Consider the following 19,753-nt stretch of genomic DNA (forward strand, 5'->3'; position numbering starts at 1 on the left):
AATAACGCTCGGTGGCGATTTGCCGCGCAGGCGCAATTGTCCCCAATAAATGCTGTGTGCGACTTCCTCAAGTTGAATCTACGTCACATTTTCGTTGCTTAAATATTTGTAGACGAAAGATTTCAAGTTGTGTCAGTTTCGATACGCCTTCAAAAGAGGCGAGTGACAGGACGATCCTCGCCCGCGAGGTTCCTGTCGAACAAAGACTGATGCACTTGCAAACAAGGAAGTACGTTTATGTCAAAAGTAAAAGACAAAGCTATTGTATCTGCCGCGCAAGCCAGCACTGCTTACTCGCAAATCGATAGCTTCAGCCATCTGTATGACCGTGGCGGCAACCTGACGGTCAATGGCAAGCCGTCCTTTTCCGTGGACCAGGCAGCAGACCACCTGCTGCGTGATGGCGCCTCGTACAAGGATGTGAACCACAACGGCAAGATCGATCTGACTTATACCTTCCTCACCTCGGCTTCCTCGGCCACCATGAACAAACATGGTATCTCCGGGTTCAGCCAGTTCAACGCCCAGCAGAAAGCACAGGCCGTACTGGCCATGCAATCCTGGTCGGATGTCGCCAACGTGAGCTTTACCGAAAGCGCCTCGGGCGGTGACACACACATGACCTTCGGCAACTACAGCGGTGGCCAGGCCGGCGCGGCAGCGTTCGCCTACCTGCCGGGCACCGGCGCAGGCTACGACGGCACCTCGTGGTACCTGACCAACAACAGCTACACGCCGAACAAAACGCCGGACCTGAACAACTATGGCCGGCAGACCCTGACCCACGAAATCGGCCACACCCTGGGCCTGGCTCACCCTGGCGACTACAACGCCGGGACCGGCAATCCTACGTACAAAGACGCGGACTATGGACAGGACACGCGTGGCTACAGCGTCATGAGTTACTGGAGCGAGAGCAACACCAACCAGAACTTCAGTAAAGGCGGGGTCGAAGCCTATGCGTCCGGCCCGCTGATCGACGACATCGCCGCGATCCAGAAGCTCTACGGCGCCAACTACGCCACCCGCGCCGGTGATACGACCTACGGTTTCAACTCCAACACCGGGCGTGATTTCCTCAGCGCCACATCCAATGCCGACAAGCTGGTGTTCTCGGTATGGGACGGTGGCGGCAACGACACCCTGGACTTCTCCGGTTTCACCCAAAACCAGAAGATCAACCTCAATGAGGCCTCGTTCTCCGACGTTGGTGGCCTGGTGGGCAACGTGTCCATCGCCAAGGGCGTCACTGTCGAGAACGCGTTCGGTGGTTCGGGCAACGACCTGATCATCGGCAACAACGTCGCCAACCTCATCAAGGGCGGTGCCGGCAACGACATCATCTACGGCGGTGGCGGTGCGGATCAACTGTGGGGCGGCGCGGGCAACGACACCTTTGTGTACGGTGCCAGTTCCGACTCCAAGCCGGGTGCGGCGGACAAGATCTTTGACTTTACCTCCGGTTCGGACAAGATCGACCTGTCCGGCATCACCAAAGGTGCAGGCTTGAGCTTCGTCAATGCATTCACCGGGCATGCCGGCGATGCTGTACTGAGCTATGCCTCGGGTACCAACCTGGGCACCTTGGCGGTGGACTTCTCCGGGCACGGCGTGGCGGATTTCCTCGTCACCACCGTCGGCCAGGCCGTCGCCAGCGACATCGTAGCCTGATGTAAAGCGCGCGGTGCTCCGGCGCCGCGCGCTCAGGATGGAGCAGCAGATGCCGCGTTTTTCCCATTTGATCGCCTGTGCTTCACAGGTGTTATTCGTTTCGGCAGGAGCCCACGTCATGGCGAGCAGTCAGGTTTTACCCACCACCGCGCAATTGGCCGGCCATTGGCAATTGCAGCAACAGGACCAGGTGTGTGCACTCGACCTGTTGGATCAGCCCAACGCCGTGGCCGGTGATGTCGACTGTGCCGAACGTTGGCTGGGTGATAAACCGCTGAGCTGGTCGCCGACCCCGGACGGTATCTGGCTGTTTAACGCCGAGGGCACCGGGATTGTTCATTTGAACCGCGAGAAAGACGGTGAATACAAAGGGCACACACCTTCAATAGCGGAAGTTGTGCTGCAACGAACACCTTAATTAAAAAGTTATAAGCATATAACTAGAGATTAATAGTTGGCCGTCCCACTTCAGGCAGGGGCAACTATTGCGCGTCGTTTGCTTTGGGGAAGATCAGACACTATGGCGAAGTCCCATGTGGTTGCGCCCTTATTCAGGGCGTTGGGTGAATACAAGAGTATTTTGATCAGCATCGGCTGCTTTACCGCGCTGATTAACCTGTTGATGCTGGTGCCGTCGATTTACATGCTGCAAGTATACGACCGTGTGTTGTCCTCCCAGAATGAAACCACCCTGGTGATGTTGACGCTGATGGTCGTGGGCTTCTTTGTCTTTATCGGCACACTGGAAGTGCTGCGCAGTTTTGTCGTGATACGCATCGGCAGCCAGTTGGAACGGCGCTTCAACTTGCGGGTATACAAAGCCGCGTTTGAACGCAACCTGCAACGCGGCCAGGGGCATGCCGGGCAATCGCTGGGCGATTTGACCGTGATCCGCCAATTCATCACCGGGCCGGCGCTGTTTGCGTTCTTCGATGCGCCGTGGTTTCCCATCTACCTGTTTGTGATTTTCCTGTTCAATGTGTGGCTGGGCGTGTTGGCCACGGCGGGCGCTGTGCTGTTGATCGCACTGGCGTGCCTGAATGAATACCTGACCAAAAAACCACTGGGCGAGGCGGGGGCCTTTTCCCAGCAGTCGACCCAGTTGGCCACCAGCCACTTGCACAACGCCGAGACCATTCAGGCCATGGGCATGCTCGGCGCGTTGCGCAAACGCTGGTTTGCGGTGCACTCGCAGTTCCTCGGGTTTCAGAATCGGGCCAGCGACACCGGCTCAGTGATTACCTCGCTGAGCAAATCCCTGCGCCTGTGCCTGCAATCCCTGGTGCTGGGCCTGGGCGCCTTTCTGGTGATCAAGGGCGAGATGACCGCCGGCATGATGATCGCCGGGTCCATCCTGATGGGCCGCGTGCTCAGCCCTATCGACCAATTGATTGCGGTGTGGAAGCAGTGGAGTTCGGCCAAGCTGGCGTACCAGCGCCTTGACGACCTGCTGCGTGAATTCCCGCCCGAAGCCGAGCCAATGAGCTTGCCGGCGCCCAAGGGCCAGGTGAGTTTCGAACACGTCAGCGCCGGCCCGCCCGGGCGGCGCATGGCAACCCTGCAGCAGGTCAGTTTCAGCCTCGGTGCCGGTGAAGTGCTGGGCGTGCTCGGTGCCTCGGGTTCGGGCAAGTCGACCCTGGCCCGCGTGCTGGTTGGCGTGTGGCCGACCCTGGCTGGCACCGTGCGCCTGGACGGTGCGGATATCCATCGCTGGAACCGCGACGACCTCGGCCCGCATATCGGCTATTTGCCTCAGGACATCGAACTGTTCAGCGGCAGCATCGCCGACAACATTGCGCGCTTTTGTGAAGCCGACCCCGAGCTGGTGGTGAAAGCGGCGCAACAGGCCGGTGTGCATGAACTGATCCTGCGCTTGCCCCAGGGCTACGACACGGTACTGGGCGACAACGGCGGCGGCCTTTCCGGCGGGCAGAAACAGCGCGTGGCCCTGGCGCGTGCGCTGTATGGCGCGCCGCGTCTGATCGTGCTGGATGAACCCAACTCCAACCTCGACACCGTGGGCGAGGCCGCGTTGGCCAGCGCCATCGTGCAGATGAAAGCCCAGGGCAGCAGCGTGGTGCTGGTCACACACCGTTCCTCGGCGTTGGCCCAGGCCGACAAGTTGCTGGTGCTCAGCGAAGGCCAATTGCAGGCCTTCGGCCCCAGCCAGGAAGTGCTGCGCGCGTTGTCGGGCCAGCAACAGCAGGAAGCGCCACGGGAAAAGGCCGGTGTGAGCCTTAGCCGTCAGTACCAGACCGGAAGGAATCCAGGCGCATGAGCAGCCTTACTGTAGAGCCCCGTTTCAAAGAGCGTGACGCCGGTTTTTTCGTGAAAATGGGCTGGTTGCTGACGGTTGTCGGCGCCGGTGGGTTTTTCCTCTGGGCCAGCCTTGCGCCATTGGACCAAGGCATTCCCGTGCAGGGCACCGTGGTGGTGTCGGGCAAGCGCAAGGCCGTGCAAACCTTCAGCCCCGGCGTGGTCAGCCGCATCCTGGTGAAGGAGGGCGAACTGGTCAAACAGGGCCAGCCGCTGTTTCGTCTCGACCAGACCCAGAACCAGGCCGACGTGCAATCGCTGCAAGCCCAGTACCGCATGGCCTGGGCCAGCGTGGCACGCTGGCAGAGCGAGCGTGACAACCAGGCAACGATTACCTTTCCCGCTGAGCTGAGCGCCAACCCCGACCCGGCTTTGGCGTTGGTGCTGGAAGGCCAACGCCAGCTGTTCAGCAGCCGCCGCGAAGCCTTTGCCCGCGAGCAGGCCGGGATCCGCGCCAACATCGATGGCGCCACCTCGCAACTGAGTGGCATGCGCCGTGCGCGCACCGACCTGTCCGCCCAGGCGCAATCCCTGCGTGATCAGTTGGCTAATCTGCAACCGCTGGCCGACAACGGTTATATCCCGCGCAACCGCTTGCTGGACTACCAGCGCCAACTGTCCCAGGTGCAACAGGACCTGGCGCAGAACAGCGGCGAAAGTGGTCGAGTGGAGCAGGGCATTCTCGAGTCGCGCCTCAAGTTGCAGCAGCACAGTGAGGAATATCAGAAAGAAGTTCGCAGCCAGTTGGCCGACGCACAACTGCGCAGCCTGACCCTGGAGCAACAGCTCACGTCGGCCGGTTTTGACTTGCAACACAGCGAAATCAATGCGCCGGCCGATGGCATCGCGGTCAACCTCAGTGTGCACACCGAAGGCGCCGTGGTGCGCGCCGGTGAAACCCTGCTGGAGATCGTGCCCCAAGGCACGCGCCTGGAAGTGGAAGGGCATTTACCGGTGCACCTGGTCGACAAGGTGGGCACGCATTTGCCGGTCGACATCCTGTTCACCGCCTTCAACCAGAGTCGCACCCCGCGCGTACCGGGCGAAGTCAGCCTGATCTCGGCCGACCAGATGCTCGATGAAAAGACCGGCCAGCCTTACTACGTACTGCGCACCACGGTCAGCGAGGCTGCATTGGAAAAACTCCACGGTCTGGTGATCAAGCCAGGCATGCCCGCCGAGATGTTTGTGCGCACCGGCGAACGCTCGCTGCTCAATTACCTGTTCAAGCCGCTGCTCGATCGCGCCGGTTCTGCGTTGACTGAGGAATGAGCATGCGCGTTGTGTTCATCACCTTATTGCTGAGCTGCACCACTGCCCACGCCGCCATGGGCCCGTTTGATGTGTACGAGCAGGCATTGCGTAACGACCCGGTGTTCCTCGGCGCGATCAAGGAGCGCGACGCCGGCCTGGAAAACCGCACCATCGGCCGTGCCGGGCTGTTGCCGCGCCTGTCGTACAACTACAACAAGGGCCGCAACAACTCCGAAGCGCACCTGCCGGACGGGCGCGGCGGCAGTTACCGCGACGACCGCAACTACAACAGCTATGGCTCGACCTTCAGCCTGCAACAACCCTTGTTCGACTATGAGGCCTATGCCAACTACCGCAAGGGCGTGGCCCAGGCGCTGTTTGCCGATGAAAGCTTTCGCGACAAGAGCCAGGCGTTGCTGGTGCGGGTGTTGAGCTATTACACCCAGGCGCTGTTCGCCCAGGACCAGATCGACATTGCCCGCGCCAAGAAAAAGGCCTACGAGCAGCAGTTCCAGCAGAACCAGCACCTGTTTCAACAGGGCGAAGGCACGCGCACCGACATTCTCGAAGCCGAGTCGCGCTATGAGCTGGCCACCGCCGAAGAGATTCAGGCACTGGACGAGCAGGACGCGTCCTTGCGTGAACTGGGCGCGTTGATCGGCGTGCAAAGCGTCGACATCCACGACCTGGCGCCGCTGAACCAGAGCTTCGCCGCCTTCACCCTGACCCCGGCCAACTACGACACCTGGCATGAACTGGCGCTGAGCAATAACCCCACGCTGGCGTCGCAACGCCAGGCCGTGGAAGTCGCGCGTTATGAAGTGGAGCGCAACCGCGCCGGGCATTTGCCCAAGATCACCGCGTATGCCAGCTCACGCAAACAGGAGTCCGACAGCGGCAACACCTACAACCAGCGCTACGACACCAACACCATCGGCGTCGAAGTCAGCCTGCCGCTGTATGCCGGCGGCGGCATCTCTGCCTCCACCCGCCAGGCCAGCCGTGGCATGGAACAGGCCGAGTACGAGCTGGAAGGCAAGACCCGCGAAACCCTGATCGAACTGCGCCGCCAGTTCAGTGCGTGCCTGTCGGGCGTGAGCAAATTGCGTGCGTACCAAAAGGCCCTGACCTCGGCCGAAGCGCTGGTGGTGTCAACCAAGCAAAGCATCCTCGGCGGTGAGCGTGTCAACCTGGATGCGCTGAACGCCGAGCAGCAGCTGTACAGCACCCGTCGCGACCTGGCCCAGGCGCGTTACGACTATTTGATGGCCTGGACCAAATTGCACTACTACGCGGGCAACTTGCGTGACACCGACCTGGCGAAAGTTGATGAGGCCTTCGGCCCGGTGAAATGAGCATCCATAAGAAAAATAAGGAGGGGTTAGATGATCACCCATTCACCACGTTTCAAACCGTTTACCGCAGGCTCGTTACTCCTGTTGTCCGTTGCGGCGCAGGCGGCCTATACCGAAAACGGCCAAGCGGGTAACCCCGCCAGTTGGCGCTCCGCCGAATTCCAGAGTGACTGGGGCCTGGGGCGCATGAAGGCGGATGAAGCCTATGCGGCCGGCATCACCGGCAACGGGGTCAAAGTCGGCGCGCTGGACTCGGGCTTTGATCCCAACCACCCCGAAGCCTCCAAGGACCGCTACCACGCGGTCAGCGCCAGCGGCACCTACGTCGATGGCAAACCGTTCAGCACCACCGGCGCACTCAACCCCAACAATGACTCCCACGGCACCCATGTCACCGGCACCATGGGTGCGGCCCGTGATGGCGTGGGCATGCATGGCGTGGCGTACAACGCGCAAATCTACGTGGGCAATACCAACGCCAACGACAGCTTCCTGTTTGGCCCGACCCCGGACCCCAAGTATTTCAAGGCGGTGTACACCGCGCTGGTGGATTCCGGCGTGCGCGCCATTAACAACAGCTGGGGCAGCCAGCCCAAGGATGTCAGCTACCAGACTCTCGGCGACCTGCATGCGGCCTATGCCCAGCATTACAACCAGGGCACTTGGCTGGATGCTGCCGCGGACGTGGCCAAAGCCGGGGTGATCAACGTGTTCAGCGCCGGCAACAGCGGCTATGCGAATGCCAGCGTGCGCTCGGCCTTGCCGTATTTCCAGCCGGAACTGGAAGGCCATTGGCTGGCGGTCTCCGGCCTGGATAAAGCCAATAACCAGAAATACAACAAGTGCGGGATTGCCAAGTACTGGTGTATCTCCACGCCCGGCGCGCTGATCAACAGCACCATTCCCGACGGCGGTTATGGGGTCAAGTCCGGCACCTCGATGTCGGCACCGCATGCCACCGGCGCGCTGGCGCTGGTGATGGAGCGCTACCCGTACATGACCAATGAGCAGGCGTTGCAGGTGCTGTTGACCACCGCCACGCAGCTCGACGGTTCTGTCACTCAAGCACCGAATACCATCGTCGGCTGGGGCGTGCCGGACCTCGGCCGAGCGATGCACGGGCCGGGGCAATTGCTCGGCGCAATGAACGTCAACTTGGCGGCCGGGCAGGGCGATGTATGGAGCAACGGCATCTCTGACCAGGCCTTGGTTCAGCGCCAGGCCGAAGACCGCACCGAGCACAGCGCCTGGCAGCAAACCCTGATCGACAAGGGCTGGCAGAACGGCGTGGGCGCGACTGCCAGCCAGCAGGACCAGACCGATTACGCCGTTGGCACTGCCCGTGATCAGGCCGCAGCCAACCGCGTGTATGAAGGCAGCCTGATCAAATCCGGCGCCGGCAGCCTGGTGCTCAGCGGCGACAGCACGTATCGCGGTGCAACCAGCGTGAATGGCGGCCTGCTGGCAGTCAACGGCTCGCTGACCTCGGCGGTGACCGTCAACAACAGCGGCACCCTCGGCGGTTCCGGGCGCATCGGCGCCTTGAGCGTCAACAACGGCGGCACCGTGGCACCGGGCAATTCCGTAGGCACCTTGCAGGTGGCCGGTGATGTAAACCTGGGCGCGGGCTCCACCTATGCCGTGGAACTCACGCCCACCAGCAGCGACCGCATCGTCGCAGGCGGCAAGGCCGTGCTGGGCGGCGGCACTGTGACCCTGGCGCTGGAAAACAGCCCCACACTGCTCAGCCAGAGCCAGGTGCAAAGCCTGATCGGCCGCCAATACACCATCCTCCAGGCGGCGGGCGGCATTCAGGGCCAGTTTGGCCAAGTGCTGCCAAATTACCTGTTCCTCGGCGGCACCCTCGATTACGCCGCCAATGGCGTGCAGTTGGATGTGGGGCGTAACGACGCCTCTTTCGCCAGCGTTGCCGCCACGCGTAACCAGCGCAATGTTGCGGCGGCCGCCGAGCAGCTGGGCGCCGGCAACCCGGTGTATGAAAGCCTGTTGCAGTCGGACTCGGTGGCCACAGCCCGCCAGGGCTTGCAGCAACTGTCGGGTGAGATCTACCCGGCAATTGGCGCGATGCTGATCAACGACAGCCTGCAACTGCGTGACGCCGTGGGCGAACGCCTGCGCCATGTGCCGGTGAGCGGCGAAAGCAACCTGTGGCTCAAGGCGCTTGGCGCCTGGGGCAAGACCGACAGCCGCAGCGAAACCGCAGGCTCGACCACCTCGATTGGCGGTTTGCTCGCCGGTGTGGACGGCGCGCTGGACGAACAGACCCGCGTCGGTGTGGTGGCCGGCTACAGCGACAGCTCGCTGAACATGGGCAGTGGCACGCATTCATCGGCGTCCATCGACAGTTACCACTTCGGCGCTTACGCCGGGCGTGAACTGGACGACTGGCGCGTCAGCGTGGGCGGCGCCTACAGCTGGCATCGCGGCGACGTAAAGCGTGACCTGCAATACGGCGAAGTCAGCGGCAAGCAAAAGACCAAGCTGGATGCACGCACGGCGCAGTTGTTCACTGAAGCGGCGTACCGCATTCACCTGCAACCGCTGGCGCTGGAGCCGTTCGCCAACCTGGCTTATGTGCACCTGGACAGTGATTCGTTCCATGAAAAAGGCGCTGCGGCTGCGCTTGAGCGTGGCAGCGATCGGCGCGATGCGGTGCTCAGCACCCTCGGGCTGCGTGCCTTGAAAACCCTGGCGCTCAATGACCATCAGCAGCTGGAACTGTCCGGCTCGTTGGGCTGGCAGCACAGCCTGACGGCGGTGGAATCCGAAGAACACTTGGCGTTTGTCGCCGGCGGGCCGTCGTTTGCCGTGCGCAGTTCGCCGTTGTTACGTGATGCCGCGCTGGTCGGTGTGCAGGCCAGCCTGGCGCTGAGCAAGGCCACGCGGGTCAACCTGGATTACAACGGCCAGTTGGGTGGGCGTGAGAAAACCCAAGGCGTGGGGCTGAGCCTTAACTGGCAGTTCTAAACACACCGCAGTCGATCGTTCCCACGCTCCGCGTGGGAATGCCTCTTGTGACGCTCTGCGTCACGCTTTGGACGCAGAGCGTCCGGGGCTGCATTCCCACGCAGAGCGTGGGAACGATCAGGTTGGATTTCCAAAAAAGTGCAATAAGAAAACTAAGGAAGGTCACCGTGAACAAACGCAAACCAGGGTTAAATACCGCCACTCACACAGGCCCGGGCTACCCGCTCAAGGCTTTGAGCTGCGTGCCATACGGCGCGTTGCTGTGCTGCCTGGCAAGTCTGGGGACCGCCCAGGCCGCACCCTATGTAGAAACCGGCAAACTGGGCGATGCCGCCAGTTGGCGCAGCAACGAGTTCAAGGCCGATTGGGGGCTGGGCGCCATCCATTCAGACACCGCGTATGCCGCCGGCTACACCGGCAAAGGCGTCAAGCTGGGCATCTTTGACCAGCCGGTGTATGCGCAACACCCGGAATTCGCCAGCCCCAACAAGGTGGTGACAATAGTCACCGAAGGCATCCGCCAATACACCGACCCGTATATTCCGGTGAAGGCCGGCGATGCGTTCCGTTATGACGGTACGCCGTCCAAGGACTCCAACGGCAAGCTGGGTAACCACGGCACCCACGTCGGCGGGATTGCCGCCGGTAACCGTGACGGCGGGCCGATGCACGGCGTGGCCTTCAATGCGCAAATCCTCAGCGCCGAAAACGGCGACCCAGGCCCGGAAGACGGGATCATCCTCGGCAACGACGGTGCTGTGTACAAGGCCGGTTGGGATGGATTGGTGGCCAGCGGCGCACGCATCATCAACAACAGCTGGGGTATCGGCATTGGCGATCAATACGCCAAGGGCGGCCGCGATCCGGCGTTCCCCAACTTCACGGTCAATGAAGCCCAGGCGCAGTTCAACAACATCCGGCCGATTCTCGGCACGATTGCCGGTGGCGCCTACCAAGGCGCAATCGATGCCGCCCGCAGCGGCGTGCTGACCATCTTTGCCGCCGGTAACGACTACAACCGCAACAACCCGGACGCGATGTCGGGCCTGGCGTACTTTGTGCCGGAGATCGCGCCGAACTGGCTGTCGGTAGCCGCCTTGCAGCAAAACCCGGACACCGCGAGTGCCAACCCATATGTGATCAGCACCTTCTCGTCGCGCTGCGGTTATGCGGCGAGCTTCTGTGTGTCGGCACCCGGTACCAAGATCTTCAGTTCGATCATCAACGGCACCGACCTGAGCAACCTGACCAGCGACTGGGCCAACAAAAACGGCACCTCCATGGCAGCACCCCATGTGGCCGGCGCAGCGGCAGTGCTGATGGAGCGCTTCCCCTACATGAGCGGCGAGCAGGTCGCCACCGTGCTTAAAACCACCGCCACCGACCTTGGCGCGCCGGGCATCGACTCCTTGTATGGCTGGGGCATGATCAACCTGGGCAAAGCCGTCAACGGGCCAGGGATGTTCGTCACTGCCGAAGATATTCCCGCTGAGTTCCGTATCGACGGCGCCTATGGCAGCAGCCAGTTTGTCGCCGACCTGCCAGGCATTGGTGCGGTGGTGGATGCCGGTAAACCGACCCAGCGCCTGTGCACCGATGTGCATTGCGGCCTGGATGTGTGGAGCAATGACATCTCCGGCCATGGCGGCCTGACCAAGCAGGGTATCGGCACGCTGGTGCTGAGCGGCGCTAACACCTACAGCGGGCCGACTTTGGTCAACCAGGGCTTGCTGGCGATTAATGGTTCGGTCACGTCCGACGTCACCGTCAGCCAGGCTGGTGTGGTCGGAGGCTCGGGCCGTATCGGCTCGTTGACCGCCAAAAGCGGCGGCACCGTGGCGCCGGGTAACTCCATCGGCACCTTGAATGTGGCAGGTAATGTCACCTTTGATGCGGGTTCGACCTACGCGGTGGAGCTGTCGCCCACCAGCAGCGACCGCATTGTGGCCGGCGGCACCGCCACGCTCAATGGCGGCACCGTGACCCTGGCCCTGGAAAACAGCCCGACGTTGCTCACTAACGCCCAGGCGCAAAGCCTGATCGGCCGCCAGTACAACATCCTGCAAGCCGCAGGCGGCGTGACCGGAACCTTCGGCGCGGTATTGCCGAACTACCTGTTTATCGGCGGCACCCTCAACTATGCCGCCAACGGCGTGCAGCTGGACGTGGCACGCACCAACAGCTTCGCCAGTGTGGCGGTCACGCCGAACCAGCGTGCGGTCGCGGCGGCGGCGGACCAGTTGGGCGCCGGCAATGCGGTGTATGAAAGCCTGTTGCTGGCGCCGAATGCGGCCTCGGCCCAAGGTGCGTTCCAGCAGCTCTCCGGCGAAATCTACCCGGCGCTGCAAAGTGCGTTGATCAACGACAGCCGTTACGTGCGCGAAGCCGTCGGCGAACGCCTGCGCAATGGCGAGATGGGCGCCAGCAGCGACACCATCGACAGCCGTGGCAACGTCTGGGTCAAGGCTTTGGGCGCGTGGGGCAAGACCGACAGCCGCAGCGACACTGCGGGCTACACCACCTCGCTGGGCGGCATGCTCGCCGGTGTGGATGGCGCGCTGGATGAGTCGACGCGTATTGGTCTGGTCGCCGGCTACAGCGACACCTCGTTGAACATGGGCAACGACACCCATTCCCGTGCCTCGGTCGACAGCTACCACTTCGGTGCCTATGCCGGGCATGAGATCGGTGCCTTGCGCCTGAGCGGTGGGGCGACCTACAGCTGGCATCGCGCCGATGTAAAGCGTGACCTGCAATACGGTGATGTGGCCGGCAAGCAGAAGGTCAAAGTCGACGCGAGCAGCACCCAGGTGTTCGGTGAAGCGGCTTACCGCGTCAACCTGCAACCGTTAGCCCTGGAGCCATTCGCCAACCTGGCCTATGTGCACCTGGATACCGACGGCTTTACCGAAAAGGGTGACGCCGCCGCGCTCAAAGGCCATGACGACACCCGCGATGTGGTGCTGAGCACCCTGGGCGTACGCGCCTTGAAAACCTTCAATGTGAATGATCACCAGCAGCTGGAAGTGTCCGGCACCCTCGGCTGGCAGCACAACCTGAGCAGCACCGATTCCGAGCAGCACCTGGCGTTTGCCTCGGGCGGCCCGGCGTTTGCGGTGGAAAGTGCGCCGATGGTGCGCGATGCCGCATTGATCGGTGCGCGGGTCAGCCTGGCACTGAGCAAGGATGCGCGGGTGAATTTTGATTACAACGGCCTATTGGCCAGCAAGGACAAGGTCCACGGGGTGGGGTTGAGCCTCGACTGGGCGTTCTAAAGGGGGACGACACTTCTTAAAGTGAGGACCCGGTTTATGTGGGAGCGGGCTTGCTCGCGAAAGCGGTGTATCAGTTAACAGATTCATTGGCTGAACCACCGCATTCGCGAGCAAGTCGAATCGTCGCACCGCCGCTCCCACATTTGGATCGCGGGGATCAGATAGAGCTGCTCCATAGCCACACGTGTTTTCGCTTTCTCTACAAATCCAACAACAGAGAGGCACTACCATGGGTATCTTTGACTATAAAAACCTCGGCACCGAGGGCTCCAAAACGCTGTTCGCCGATGCCATGGCGATCACGCTGTATTCCTACCACAACCTGGATAACGGCTTTGCCGTGGGTTACCAGCACAACGGCCTGGGGCTTGGCTTGCCGGCCACGCTGGTGGGTGCGCTGCTCGGCAGCACGGATTCACAAGGTGTGATTCCCGGCATTCCCTGGAACCCAGACTCGGAAAAAGCCGCGCTTGCGGCGGTGCAAAAAGCCGGCTGGACGCCCATCAGCGCCAGTGCCCTGGGCTATGGCGGCAAGGTCGATGCGCGCGGCACCTTCTTTGGCGAAAAGGCCGGCTACACCACGGCCCAGGTCGAGGTGCTGGGCAAGTACGATGACGCCGGCAAACTGCTCGAAATCGGCATCGGCTTTCGTGGCACCTCGGGGCCACGGGAAAGCCTGATCACGGACTCCATCGGCGACGTGATCAGTGATTTGCTGGCGGCCTTTGGCCCCAAGGATTATGCCAAGAACTATGCGGGTGAAGCCTTCGGCGGTTTGCTCAAAAATGTCGCTGACTATGCCGGTGCGCATGGCCTGAGCGGCAAGGACGTGGTGGTCAGCGGCCACAGCCTGGGCGGCCTGGCGGTCAACAGCATGGCCGATTTAAGCAACAATAAATGGTCTGGGTTCTACAAAGACGCCAACTACGTGGCCTATGCCTCACCGACCCAGAGTGCCGGCGATAAAGTGCTGAACATCGGCTACGAAAACGACCCGGTGTTCCGCGCGCTCGACGGCTCATCCTTCAACTTGTCGTCCCTGGGTGTGCACGACAAACCCCACGAGTCGACCACCGACAATATCGTCAGCTTCAACGACCACTACGCCTCGACGTTGTGGAATATCCTGCCGTTTTCCATCGTCAACCTGCCGACCTGGGTCTCGCATTTACCTACCGGTTATGGCGACGGCATGACGCGCATCCTCGAGTCCGGCTTCTACGACCAGATGACCCGCGATTCCACGGTAATCGTCGCCAACCTGTCCGACCCGGCGCGCGCCACCACCTGGGTGCAGGATCTCAACCGCAATGCCGAACCGCACAAGGGCAACACCTTCATCATCGGCAGCGACGGCAATGACCTGATTCAGGGCGGCAAGGGCGCAGACTTTATCGAAGGCGGCAAAGGCAATGACACGATCCGCGACAACAGTGGGCATAACACCTTCCTGTTCAGCGGCCATTTTGGCAATGATCGGGTGATTGGTTACCAAACCACGGACAAGCTGGTGTTCCAGAACGTGGAGGGCAGCACCGACCTGCGCGACCATGCCAAAGTGGTCGGCGCAGACACGGTGCTGACCTTTGGCGCCGACTCGGTGACCCTGGTCGGCGTCGGGCACGGCGGCCTGTGGGCGGACGGCGTCAGCATCGGCTGATCAACGCCAGTGTTGCCCCCGCCAGCCGCCACCATAGTACGGCCGGTGGGGGTAGCCATAGCCGTAGCTGTAAACATGATGGGGGTAGTAATAAGGCCGTGGGGCGTAACCCCAATGCCCGTAATAAACCGGCGGCGGGGGAGCCACCACGATGACCCGCGGCGGCTGGCGAATGATGATGGTGTCGGCAAACACCGGCGTACTGGCCAGTGCCGCCAGGCTTAGAGGGATGAGTAACAGCGCTCGTGTCGTCCGGGACATGAATGCCATGGCCGTCTTTCTCCGTTCTACCACCTTCGAAAATGAAGGCGGCTTATCGGTTAAACGCCGGGTTGGCGAAAAACCTTCGGTAAATAAATCTTCACCGATCAACGGCGCAGCGCTGCGACGGATTCGGCGGGCCTCACGCGTACTGATCGTTCCCACGCTCTGCGTGGGAATGCCTCTTGTGACGCTCTGCGTCACGCCTTGGGACGCGGAGCGTCCTGGGCTGCATTCCCACGCGGAGCGTGGGAACGATCAACCCAACAAAAAGCCCCGCATTGCGGGGCTTTTCATGTTCAGGCGATTGCTTTCACTTTTCGCTGCGAACCGTCGCAACGTCATCCGCCTTGATGCGGATGTGCTTGCCGGCGATGTCGGTGAATTCATAGAACCCATCGGCTGTCTTGGTCTTGGGGGTGTCCTTGGTCAAATACTGCGTGCCATTTTGCAATGTCACTACGGTTTGCGTGGAGCAACCGGTCATTAGCAGAAAAGTGAGTGCAACCAGCGGCAGACCCAAATTCTTCATGTTCATTACCCTTACCTTTAACCCTGAAAAGTCCTGCTGAAAAGTCCCGTGCCTAAGGCTTCGGGCCATAAATGTTACGCCATCAACTGTCCTATCTGATCACTTTTATACAAAAAGTTGCGTAGGCCATTTATCTATTACTGATTGCAACAGCTCGCCGCTGGCGGCACTCTGTATGCATAACCAGTATTCAATCAGTGCGCGACATGGCCAATCCACTCGACGACCCCTTGTATTACCTGCATAACTTCCGCCAAGTGCTGCTGTGGCTGGGGCAGCGTTATGCCGATCTGCTCGACCCGGACGAAATGCAGTTTATTCAGCAATTTGACAGGTTGCCGCAGTCGTCCCAGGCGTTATTGGTGCGCATGGTGATGCGCAAAGGTGTGCATTTTCGTGGGAGCAAACTCAATTACCTCGAAATTGGCTGCACCCACACGGCGGCGCTGGCACTGGTGCAGCAGGGCTGGGTCGATCAGCAAGGCCCGTTGAGTTTTGATGAGCTGTTCGCACTGCTGCAAAAAGGCGAAATTCTCGCCGCCTTCGCGCCATGGATTGACCAACCCAAAGGCAAGAAGGCCGACTGGCTGGACGGGTTGGCGACGCAGTTCACCGAGTCACGCAGCTTTGCACAGTGGTGCCCCGAGCTGAACGACAGGCTCTACAGCCTCACCGTGATGGACCTGTGCGACCGTCTGCGGCTGATGTTCTTCGGCAACCTGCACCAGGACTGGTCGGAGTTCGTGCTGGCTGACCTGGGCATCTACACCTACGAAAAAGTCGAGTTCTGCGCCGAGTCCCGTGGCCTGCGCAGCCGTGACGATGTGCACGGTTTTCTGTTTCTGCACCAATGCCAGCAGGCCTTCGAAGCCGGGCGGGCACTGGACGAGGTACTGGCGCAGATCGTGCTGCTGGCCACCGATAACCCCTGGCTGGAAAAACGTCGGGCTAAATTGCTGTTCCAGATCGGCCAATACTGCGAGCGCAGTGCCGAGCTGGAATTGGCCGCGCAGATCTACCGTGATTGCGCCTATCCCGGCGCGCGCTCGCGGTTGATTCGCGTGCTCGAGCGCCAGGAGGATTACGCGCAAGCCATGGCCCTGGCGTGCGCGGCGCAGCAAGCACCGCAAAGCGCTGCCGAACAACAACACTTGCTGCGTGTGCTGCCACGCCTGCGGCGCAAGCTCGGTGAACCGGCGCTGCCCAAGGTCAAGCCACGTGAAGTCACGCGCCTGGACCTGGCACTGGTGCAGGCGCCGCTGATGTCGGTGGAATCCTGCGTGCAGGCGCACCTGAGCGAGCCGGATGCGCCGGTACATTACGTCGAAAACGGGCTGATCAATTCGCTGTTCGGGCTGTTGTGCTGGGAGGCGATTTTCGCGCCGCTGCCGGGTTCGTTTTTCCACCCGTTCCAGCGCGGGCCGGTGGACCTGCACAGCGAGGACTTTCACCAACGCCGAGCGGTGTTGTTCGCCGCCTGCTTCGAACAGCTTACGGATGAACGCTACAAAACCACCATCCGCCAACGCTACGTGGACAAATGGGGCATCCAGTCGCCGTTCGTGTTTTGGAACCTGCTCAGCGAAGAACTGCTGGAGCAAGCCCTGACGTGCCTGCCGGCCGACCACCTGCTCTACTGGTTTGAACGCCTGCTGCTGGATATCCGCGCCAACCGCGCCGGCATGCCGGACCTGATCCAGTTCTGGCCGGCGCAAAAGACCTACCGCATGATCGAAGTCAAAGGCCCCGGTGACCGCTTGCAGGATAACCAACTGCGCTGGCTGGAGTTCTGCGGCGAGTACCAGATGCCGGTCACCGTCTGTTATGTGCGCTGGGCGCAAAGCGCTTGAGCTACAACGTTGCGGTGCGCGCGCTGTGCGAGTTCACGGCCAAGGTCGGTGATCTGGACCTGCGCTTTACGCCGTCGCCCAGCGCCCAGGAAGGCATTATCGGCCATCGTACGGTGGCCTCGCGCCGCAGCGCCCATTACCAGAATGAAGTGGCGCTGGAAGGCGAATACCAGCAGCTCAAAGTGCGGGGCAGGGCAGACGGCTACGACCCGGACAGCAACCGCTTGGAAGAGGTGAAGACCTATCGCGGCGACCTGGATGCCCAACCCGCCAACCATCGCCAATTGCATTGGGCGCAGGTCAAGGTGTACGGCTGGCTGATGTGCCAGAAGCTTGGCCTGCAAGAGATCGACCTGGCGCTGGTGTACTTTGATATTGTCGGTGAAGGCGAAACCCTGCTGAACCAACGCTTTCAAGCGGCCGACCTTGAGCAGTTCTTCAACCAGCAATGTGCGTTGTTCCTCGACTGGGCACGCCAGGAAATGCAGCACCGCGAGGCGCGCAACCACGCAGCGAAAGCGCTGGCGTTTCCCCATGCCGCGTTTCGCACTGGCCAGCGTGCATTGGCCGAGTCGGTCTATAAGGCCGTCAGCACCGGCCGCTGCCTGATGGCCCAGGCGCCCACCGGCATTGGCAAGACCGTCGGCACGATCTTCCCGCTGCTCAAGGCGCTGGCGCCGCAGCAGCTGGACAAGGTGTTTTTCCTCACCGCCAAGACGCCCGGCCGCAAATTGGCGCTCGACGCCGCGCAAGTGCTCTACGTCAGCAGCCCCGACTTGCCGCTGCGGGTGCTCGAACTGGTGGCGCGTGACAAGGCCTGCGAGCACCTGGACAAAGCCTGCCACGGTGATTCCTGCCCGTTGGCCAAGGGCTTTTACGACCGTCTGCCGGCGGCACGCGTGGCGGCATCCAAGGTACGCCTGCTCGACCAGCGCAACCTGCGCGAGGTGGCGTTGGCCCATGACGTCTGCCCGTATTACCTGAGCCAGGAAATGGCGCGCTGGGCTGACCTGGTGGTCGCCGACTACAACTACTACTTCGACTTCGGCGCCATGCTGTTCGGCCTGGCCCAGTTGAACCAATGGCGCGCGGCGGTGCTGGTGGACGAAGCCCACAACCTGGTGGAGCGTGCCCGCTCGATGTACAGCGCCAGCCTCGACCAGTACAGCCTCAAGACCCTGCGCGACAGTGCGCCGGAGCCGCTGAAAAAACCGTTGCAGCGCCTGAACCGCGAATGGAACGCCGTGCATAAGGACCAGGTCGCGCCGTACCAGGCTTACGCCAGCAGACCCGACAAGCTGCTCCAGGCGTTGAGCCTGTGCACCAGCGCCATGGGTGATTACTTCAACGACCACCCCGAAGCCCTCAGCGGCGACCTGCAAGCCTTCTATTTCGAGGCGTTGCAGTTTGCCAAGGTGGCGGAGCTGTTCAATGAACACTTCATCTTTGATATCAGCAAGCGCCAGTTCGGCAAACGCAGCGCCTCGACCCTGTGCCTGCGCAACGTGGTGCCTGCCGAATTCATCCGCCCCAGGCTGACCGCGGCGCGCAGCAGTGTGCTGTTCTCCGCGACCCTGAGCCCGCGCCACTATTACGCCGACTTGCTCGGCTTGCCTGCCGATACCGCGTGGATCGATGTGGAGTCGCCGTTCCAGGCCGAGCAACTGCAAGTGCGCATCGTCGACGCGATCTCCACGCGTTTTGTGCATCGCCAAGCCTCTCTGGAGCCGATTGTCGAGTTGCTCGCCGAGCAATTTGCGCTGCAACCTGGCAACTACCTGGCGTTTTTCTCAAGTTTTGATTACCTGCAACAAGTGGCGCAGTTGATGGCCGAGCGGCACCCGCAGATCGCGTTGTGGTTGCAGTCACGCGGCATGGCCGAAGCCGAGCGCCAAGGGTTTCTTGACCAGTTCACCCAGCACAGTCAGGGCATCGGCTTTGCCGTACTGGGCGGCGCGTTTGGCGAAGGCATCGATTTGCCCGGCACGCGCTTGATCGGCGCGTTTATCGCCACACTGGGCTTGCCGCAACTGAACCCAGTCAACGAACAAATGAAAGCGCGCATGGGCGCGATTTTTGGCGCAGGTTACGACTACACCTATTTGTATCCGGGTATCCAGAAGGTTGTGCAGGCAGCCGGCAGGGTGATCCGCAGCCAGCAGGACCGAGGCGTGGTGATGTTGATCGACGACCGCTTTGGCGAGGCCCGTGTGCGGCAGTTGTTGCCGCGCTGGTGGGCGATTGGGCGGGGTGCGTATCCGTTAGTTGGGTAACGGCGGCTTAGGGCTGCGCCCTGATGGCGCGTCACTTCTGCAAAGAAAGGATGTAAGGGCTGGAGAACACCATCAACTCGGTGTACCTGATGTACCGAGGTGTCTGCATCGCAGCGATGCGGCGACCCGACAAGCCAGCTCCCACAGAAAAGCAGCTTTTCAGTGCATGCAAATCCGCAGCCGATTTCATATTCAAAACTGCATGCGGTCAACTGTGGGAGCGGGCTTGCTCGCGAATGCGGTGTATCAGTCAATTCATCTGTCACTGACCCACCGCATTCGCGAGCAAGCCCGCTCCCACATTTAGACCGCGTTGCA

Annotated in this window: 12 protein-coding genes; 10 read left to right on the forward strand and 2 right to left on the reverse strand. The window is 61.4% G+C overall.

Going from position 1 to position 19,753, the window contains the following annotated elements; genetic code table 11:
* Positions 1-237: 237 nt before the first annotated feature.
* The 8 genes from K0H48_RS00560 to K0H48_RS00595 all read left to right on the forward strand — a co-directional run bounded on the left by K0H48_RS00560 (position 238) and on the right by K0H48_RS00595 (position 14,519).
* Positions 238-1,671: a serralysin family metalloprotease gene (locus K0H48_RS00560; RefSeq protein ID WP_219265731.1), complete on the forward strand. Its 1,434-nt coding sequence runs from the start codon at positions 238-240 to the stop codon at positions 1,669-1,671.
* Positions 1,672-1,720: 49 nt separating this feature from the next.
* Entirely contained in the window at positions 1,721-2,089 is a 369-nt protein-coding gene (locus tag K0H48_RS00565) for a protease inhibitor Inh/omp19 family protein (protein WP_219265733.1), read from the forward strand.
* Between the two features lie 102 nt (positions 2,090-2,191).
* Positions 2,192-3,949, forward strand: coding sequence for a type I secretion system permease/ATPase (locus K0H48_RS00570; protein WP_219265735.1), 1,758 nt, complete (start codon positions 2,192-2,194; stop codon positions 3,947-3,949).
* Positions 3,946-5,259 (forward strand): HlyD family type I secretion periplasmic adaptor subunit, encoded by a 1,314-nt coding sequence (locus tag K0H48_RS00575; RefSeq protein WP_219265736.1) that lies wholly within the window; start codon positions 3,946-3,948, stop codon positions 5,257-5,259. The genes K0H48_RS00570 and K0H48_RS00575 overlap by 4 nt, the downstream gene beginning before the upstream one ends.
* Positions 5,260-5,261: 2 nt before the next feature.
* Positions 5,262-6,596, forward strand: a complete 1,335-nt coding sequence (locus K0H48_RS00580) for a TolC family outer membrane protein (protein ID WP_219265738.1) — start codon at positions 5,262-5,264, stop codon at positions 6,594-6,596.
* Positions 6,597-6,626: 30 nt separating this feature from the next.
* Positions 6,627-9,584: an autotransporter serine protease gene (locus K0H48_RS00585; RefSeq protein WP_219265740.1), complete on the forward strand. Its 2,958-nt coding sequence runs from the start codon at positions 6,627-6,629 to the stop codon at positions 9,582-9,584.
* 167 nt (positions 9,585-9,751) lie between these two features.
* The gene (locus K0H48_RS00590; protein WP_219265742.1) at positions 9,752-12,859 is read left to right on the forward strand and encodes an autotransporter serine protease; all 3,108 of its coding nucleotides are present in this window, start codon (positions 9,752-9,754) and stop codon (positions 12,857-12,859) included.
* Positions 12,860-13,088: 229 nt separating this feature from the next.
* Entirely contained in the window at positions 13,089-14,519 is a 1,431-nt protein-coding gene (locus tag K0H48_RS00595) for a lipase (RefSeq protein ID WP_200432673.1), read from the forward strand.
* On the opposite strand, the gene K0H48_RS00600 is transcribed toward K0H48_RS00595, so the two are convergent.
* Entirely contained in the window at positions 14,520-14,780 is a 261-nt protein-coding gene (locus K0H48_RS00600; RefSeq protein ID WP_257626796.1) for a hypothetical protein, read from the reverse strand.
* Between the two features lie 313 nt (positions 14,781-15,093).
* Entirely contained in the window at positions 15,094-15,318 is a 225-nt protein-coding gene (locus tag K0H48_RS00605) for a YgdI/YgdR family lipoprotein (RefSeq protein WP_219265746.1), read from the reverse strand.
* Positions 15,319-15,518: 200 nt separating this feature from the next.
* Between K0H48_RS00605 and K0H48_RS00610 the strand changes: the two genes are divergently transcribed.
* Together K0H48_RS00610 and K0H48_RS00615 are read left to right on the forward strand one after the other, a co-directional pair.
* Complete coding sequence (locus K0H48_RS00610; RefSeq protein ID WP_219265752.1) at positions 15,519-17,162, forward strand: VRR-NUC domain-containing protein; 1,644 nt, start codon at positions 15,519-15,521, stop codon at positions 17,160-17,162.
* Positions 17,159-19,435 carry an ATP-dependent DNA helicase gene (locus K0H48_RS00615; protein ID WP_219265753.1) on the forward strand — a complete coding sequence of 759 codons (2,277 nt, stop codon included), beginning with the start codon at positions 17,159-17,161 and terminating at the stop codon, positions 19,433-19,435. Before K0H48_RS00610 ends, K0H48_RS00615 begins: the two co-directional genes overlap by 4 nt.
* The last annotated feature ends 318 nt before the right edge of the window (positions 19,436-19,753 follow it).

The organism is Pseudomonas sp. Xaverov 259 (genome assembly GCF_019352915.1).
GTDB lineage: Bacteria > Pseudomonadota > Gammaproteobacteria > Pseudomonadales > Pseudomonadaceae > Aquipseudomonas.

Excerpts from the sequence above, each read along its gene's own strand:
- K0H48_RS00560 (WP_219265731.1), top strand. The coding sequence starts at position 238 with ATGTCAAAAGTAAAAGACAAAGCTATTGTATCTGCCGCGCAAGCCAGC.
- K0H48_RS00565 (WP_219265733.1), top strand. The coding sequence starts at position 1,721 with ATGCCGCGTTTTTCCCATTTGATCGCCTGTGCTTCACAGGTGTTATTC.
- K0H48_RS00570 (WP_219265735.1), top strand. The coding sequence starts at position 2,192 with ATGGCGAAGTCCCATGTGGTTGCGCCCTTATTCAGGGCGTTGGGTGAA.
- K0H48_RS00575 (WP_219265736.1), top strand. The coding sequence starts at position 3,946 with ATGAGCAGCCTTACTGTAGAGCCCCGTTTCAAAGAGCGTGACGCCGGT.
- K0H48_RS00580 (WP_219265738.1), top strand. The coding sequence starts at position 5,262 with ATGCGCGTTGTGTTCATCACCTTATTGCTGAGCTGCACCACTGCCCAC.
- K0H48_RS00585 (WP_219265740.1), top strand. The coding sequence starts at position 6,627 with ATGATCACCCATTCACCACGTTTCAAACCGTTTACCGCAGGCTCGTTA.
- K0H48_RS00595 (WP_200432673.1), top strand. The coding sequence starts at position 13,089 with ATGGGTATCTTTGACTATAAAAACCTCGGCACCGAGGGCTCCAAAACG.
- K0H48_RS00600 (WP_257626796.1), bottom strand. The coding sequence starts at position 14,780 with ATGTCCCGGACGACACGAGCGCTGTTACTCATCCCTCTAAGCCTGGCG.
- K0H48_RS00605 (WP_219265746.1), bottom strand. The coding sequence starts at position 15,318 with ATGAACATGAAGAATTTGGGTCTGCCGCTGGTTGCACTCACTTTTCTG.
- K0H48_RS00610 (WP_219265752.1), top strand. The coding sequence starts at position 15,519 with ATGGCCAATCCACTCGACGACCCCTTGTATTACCTGCATAACTTCCGC.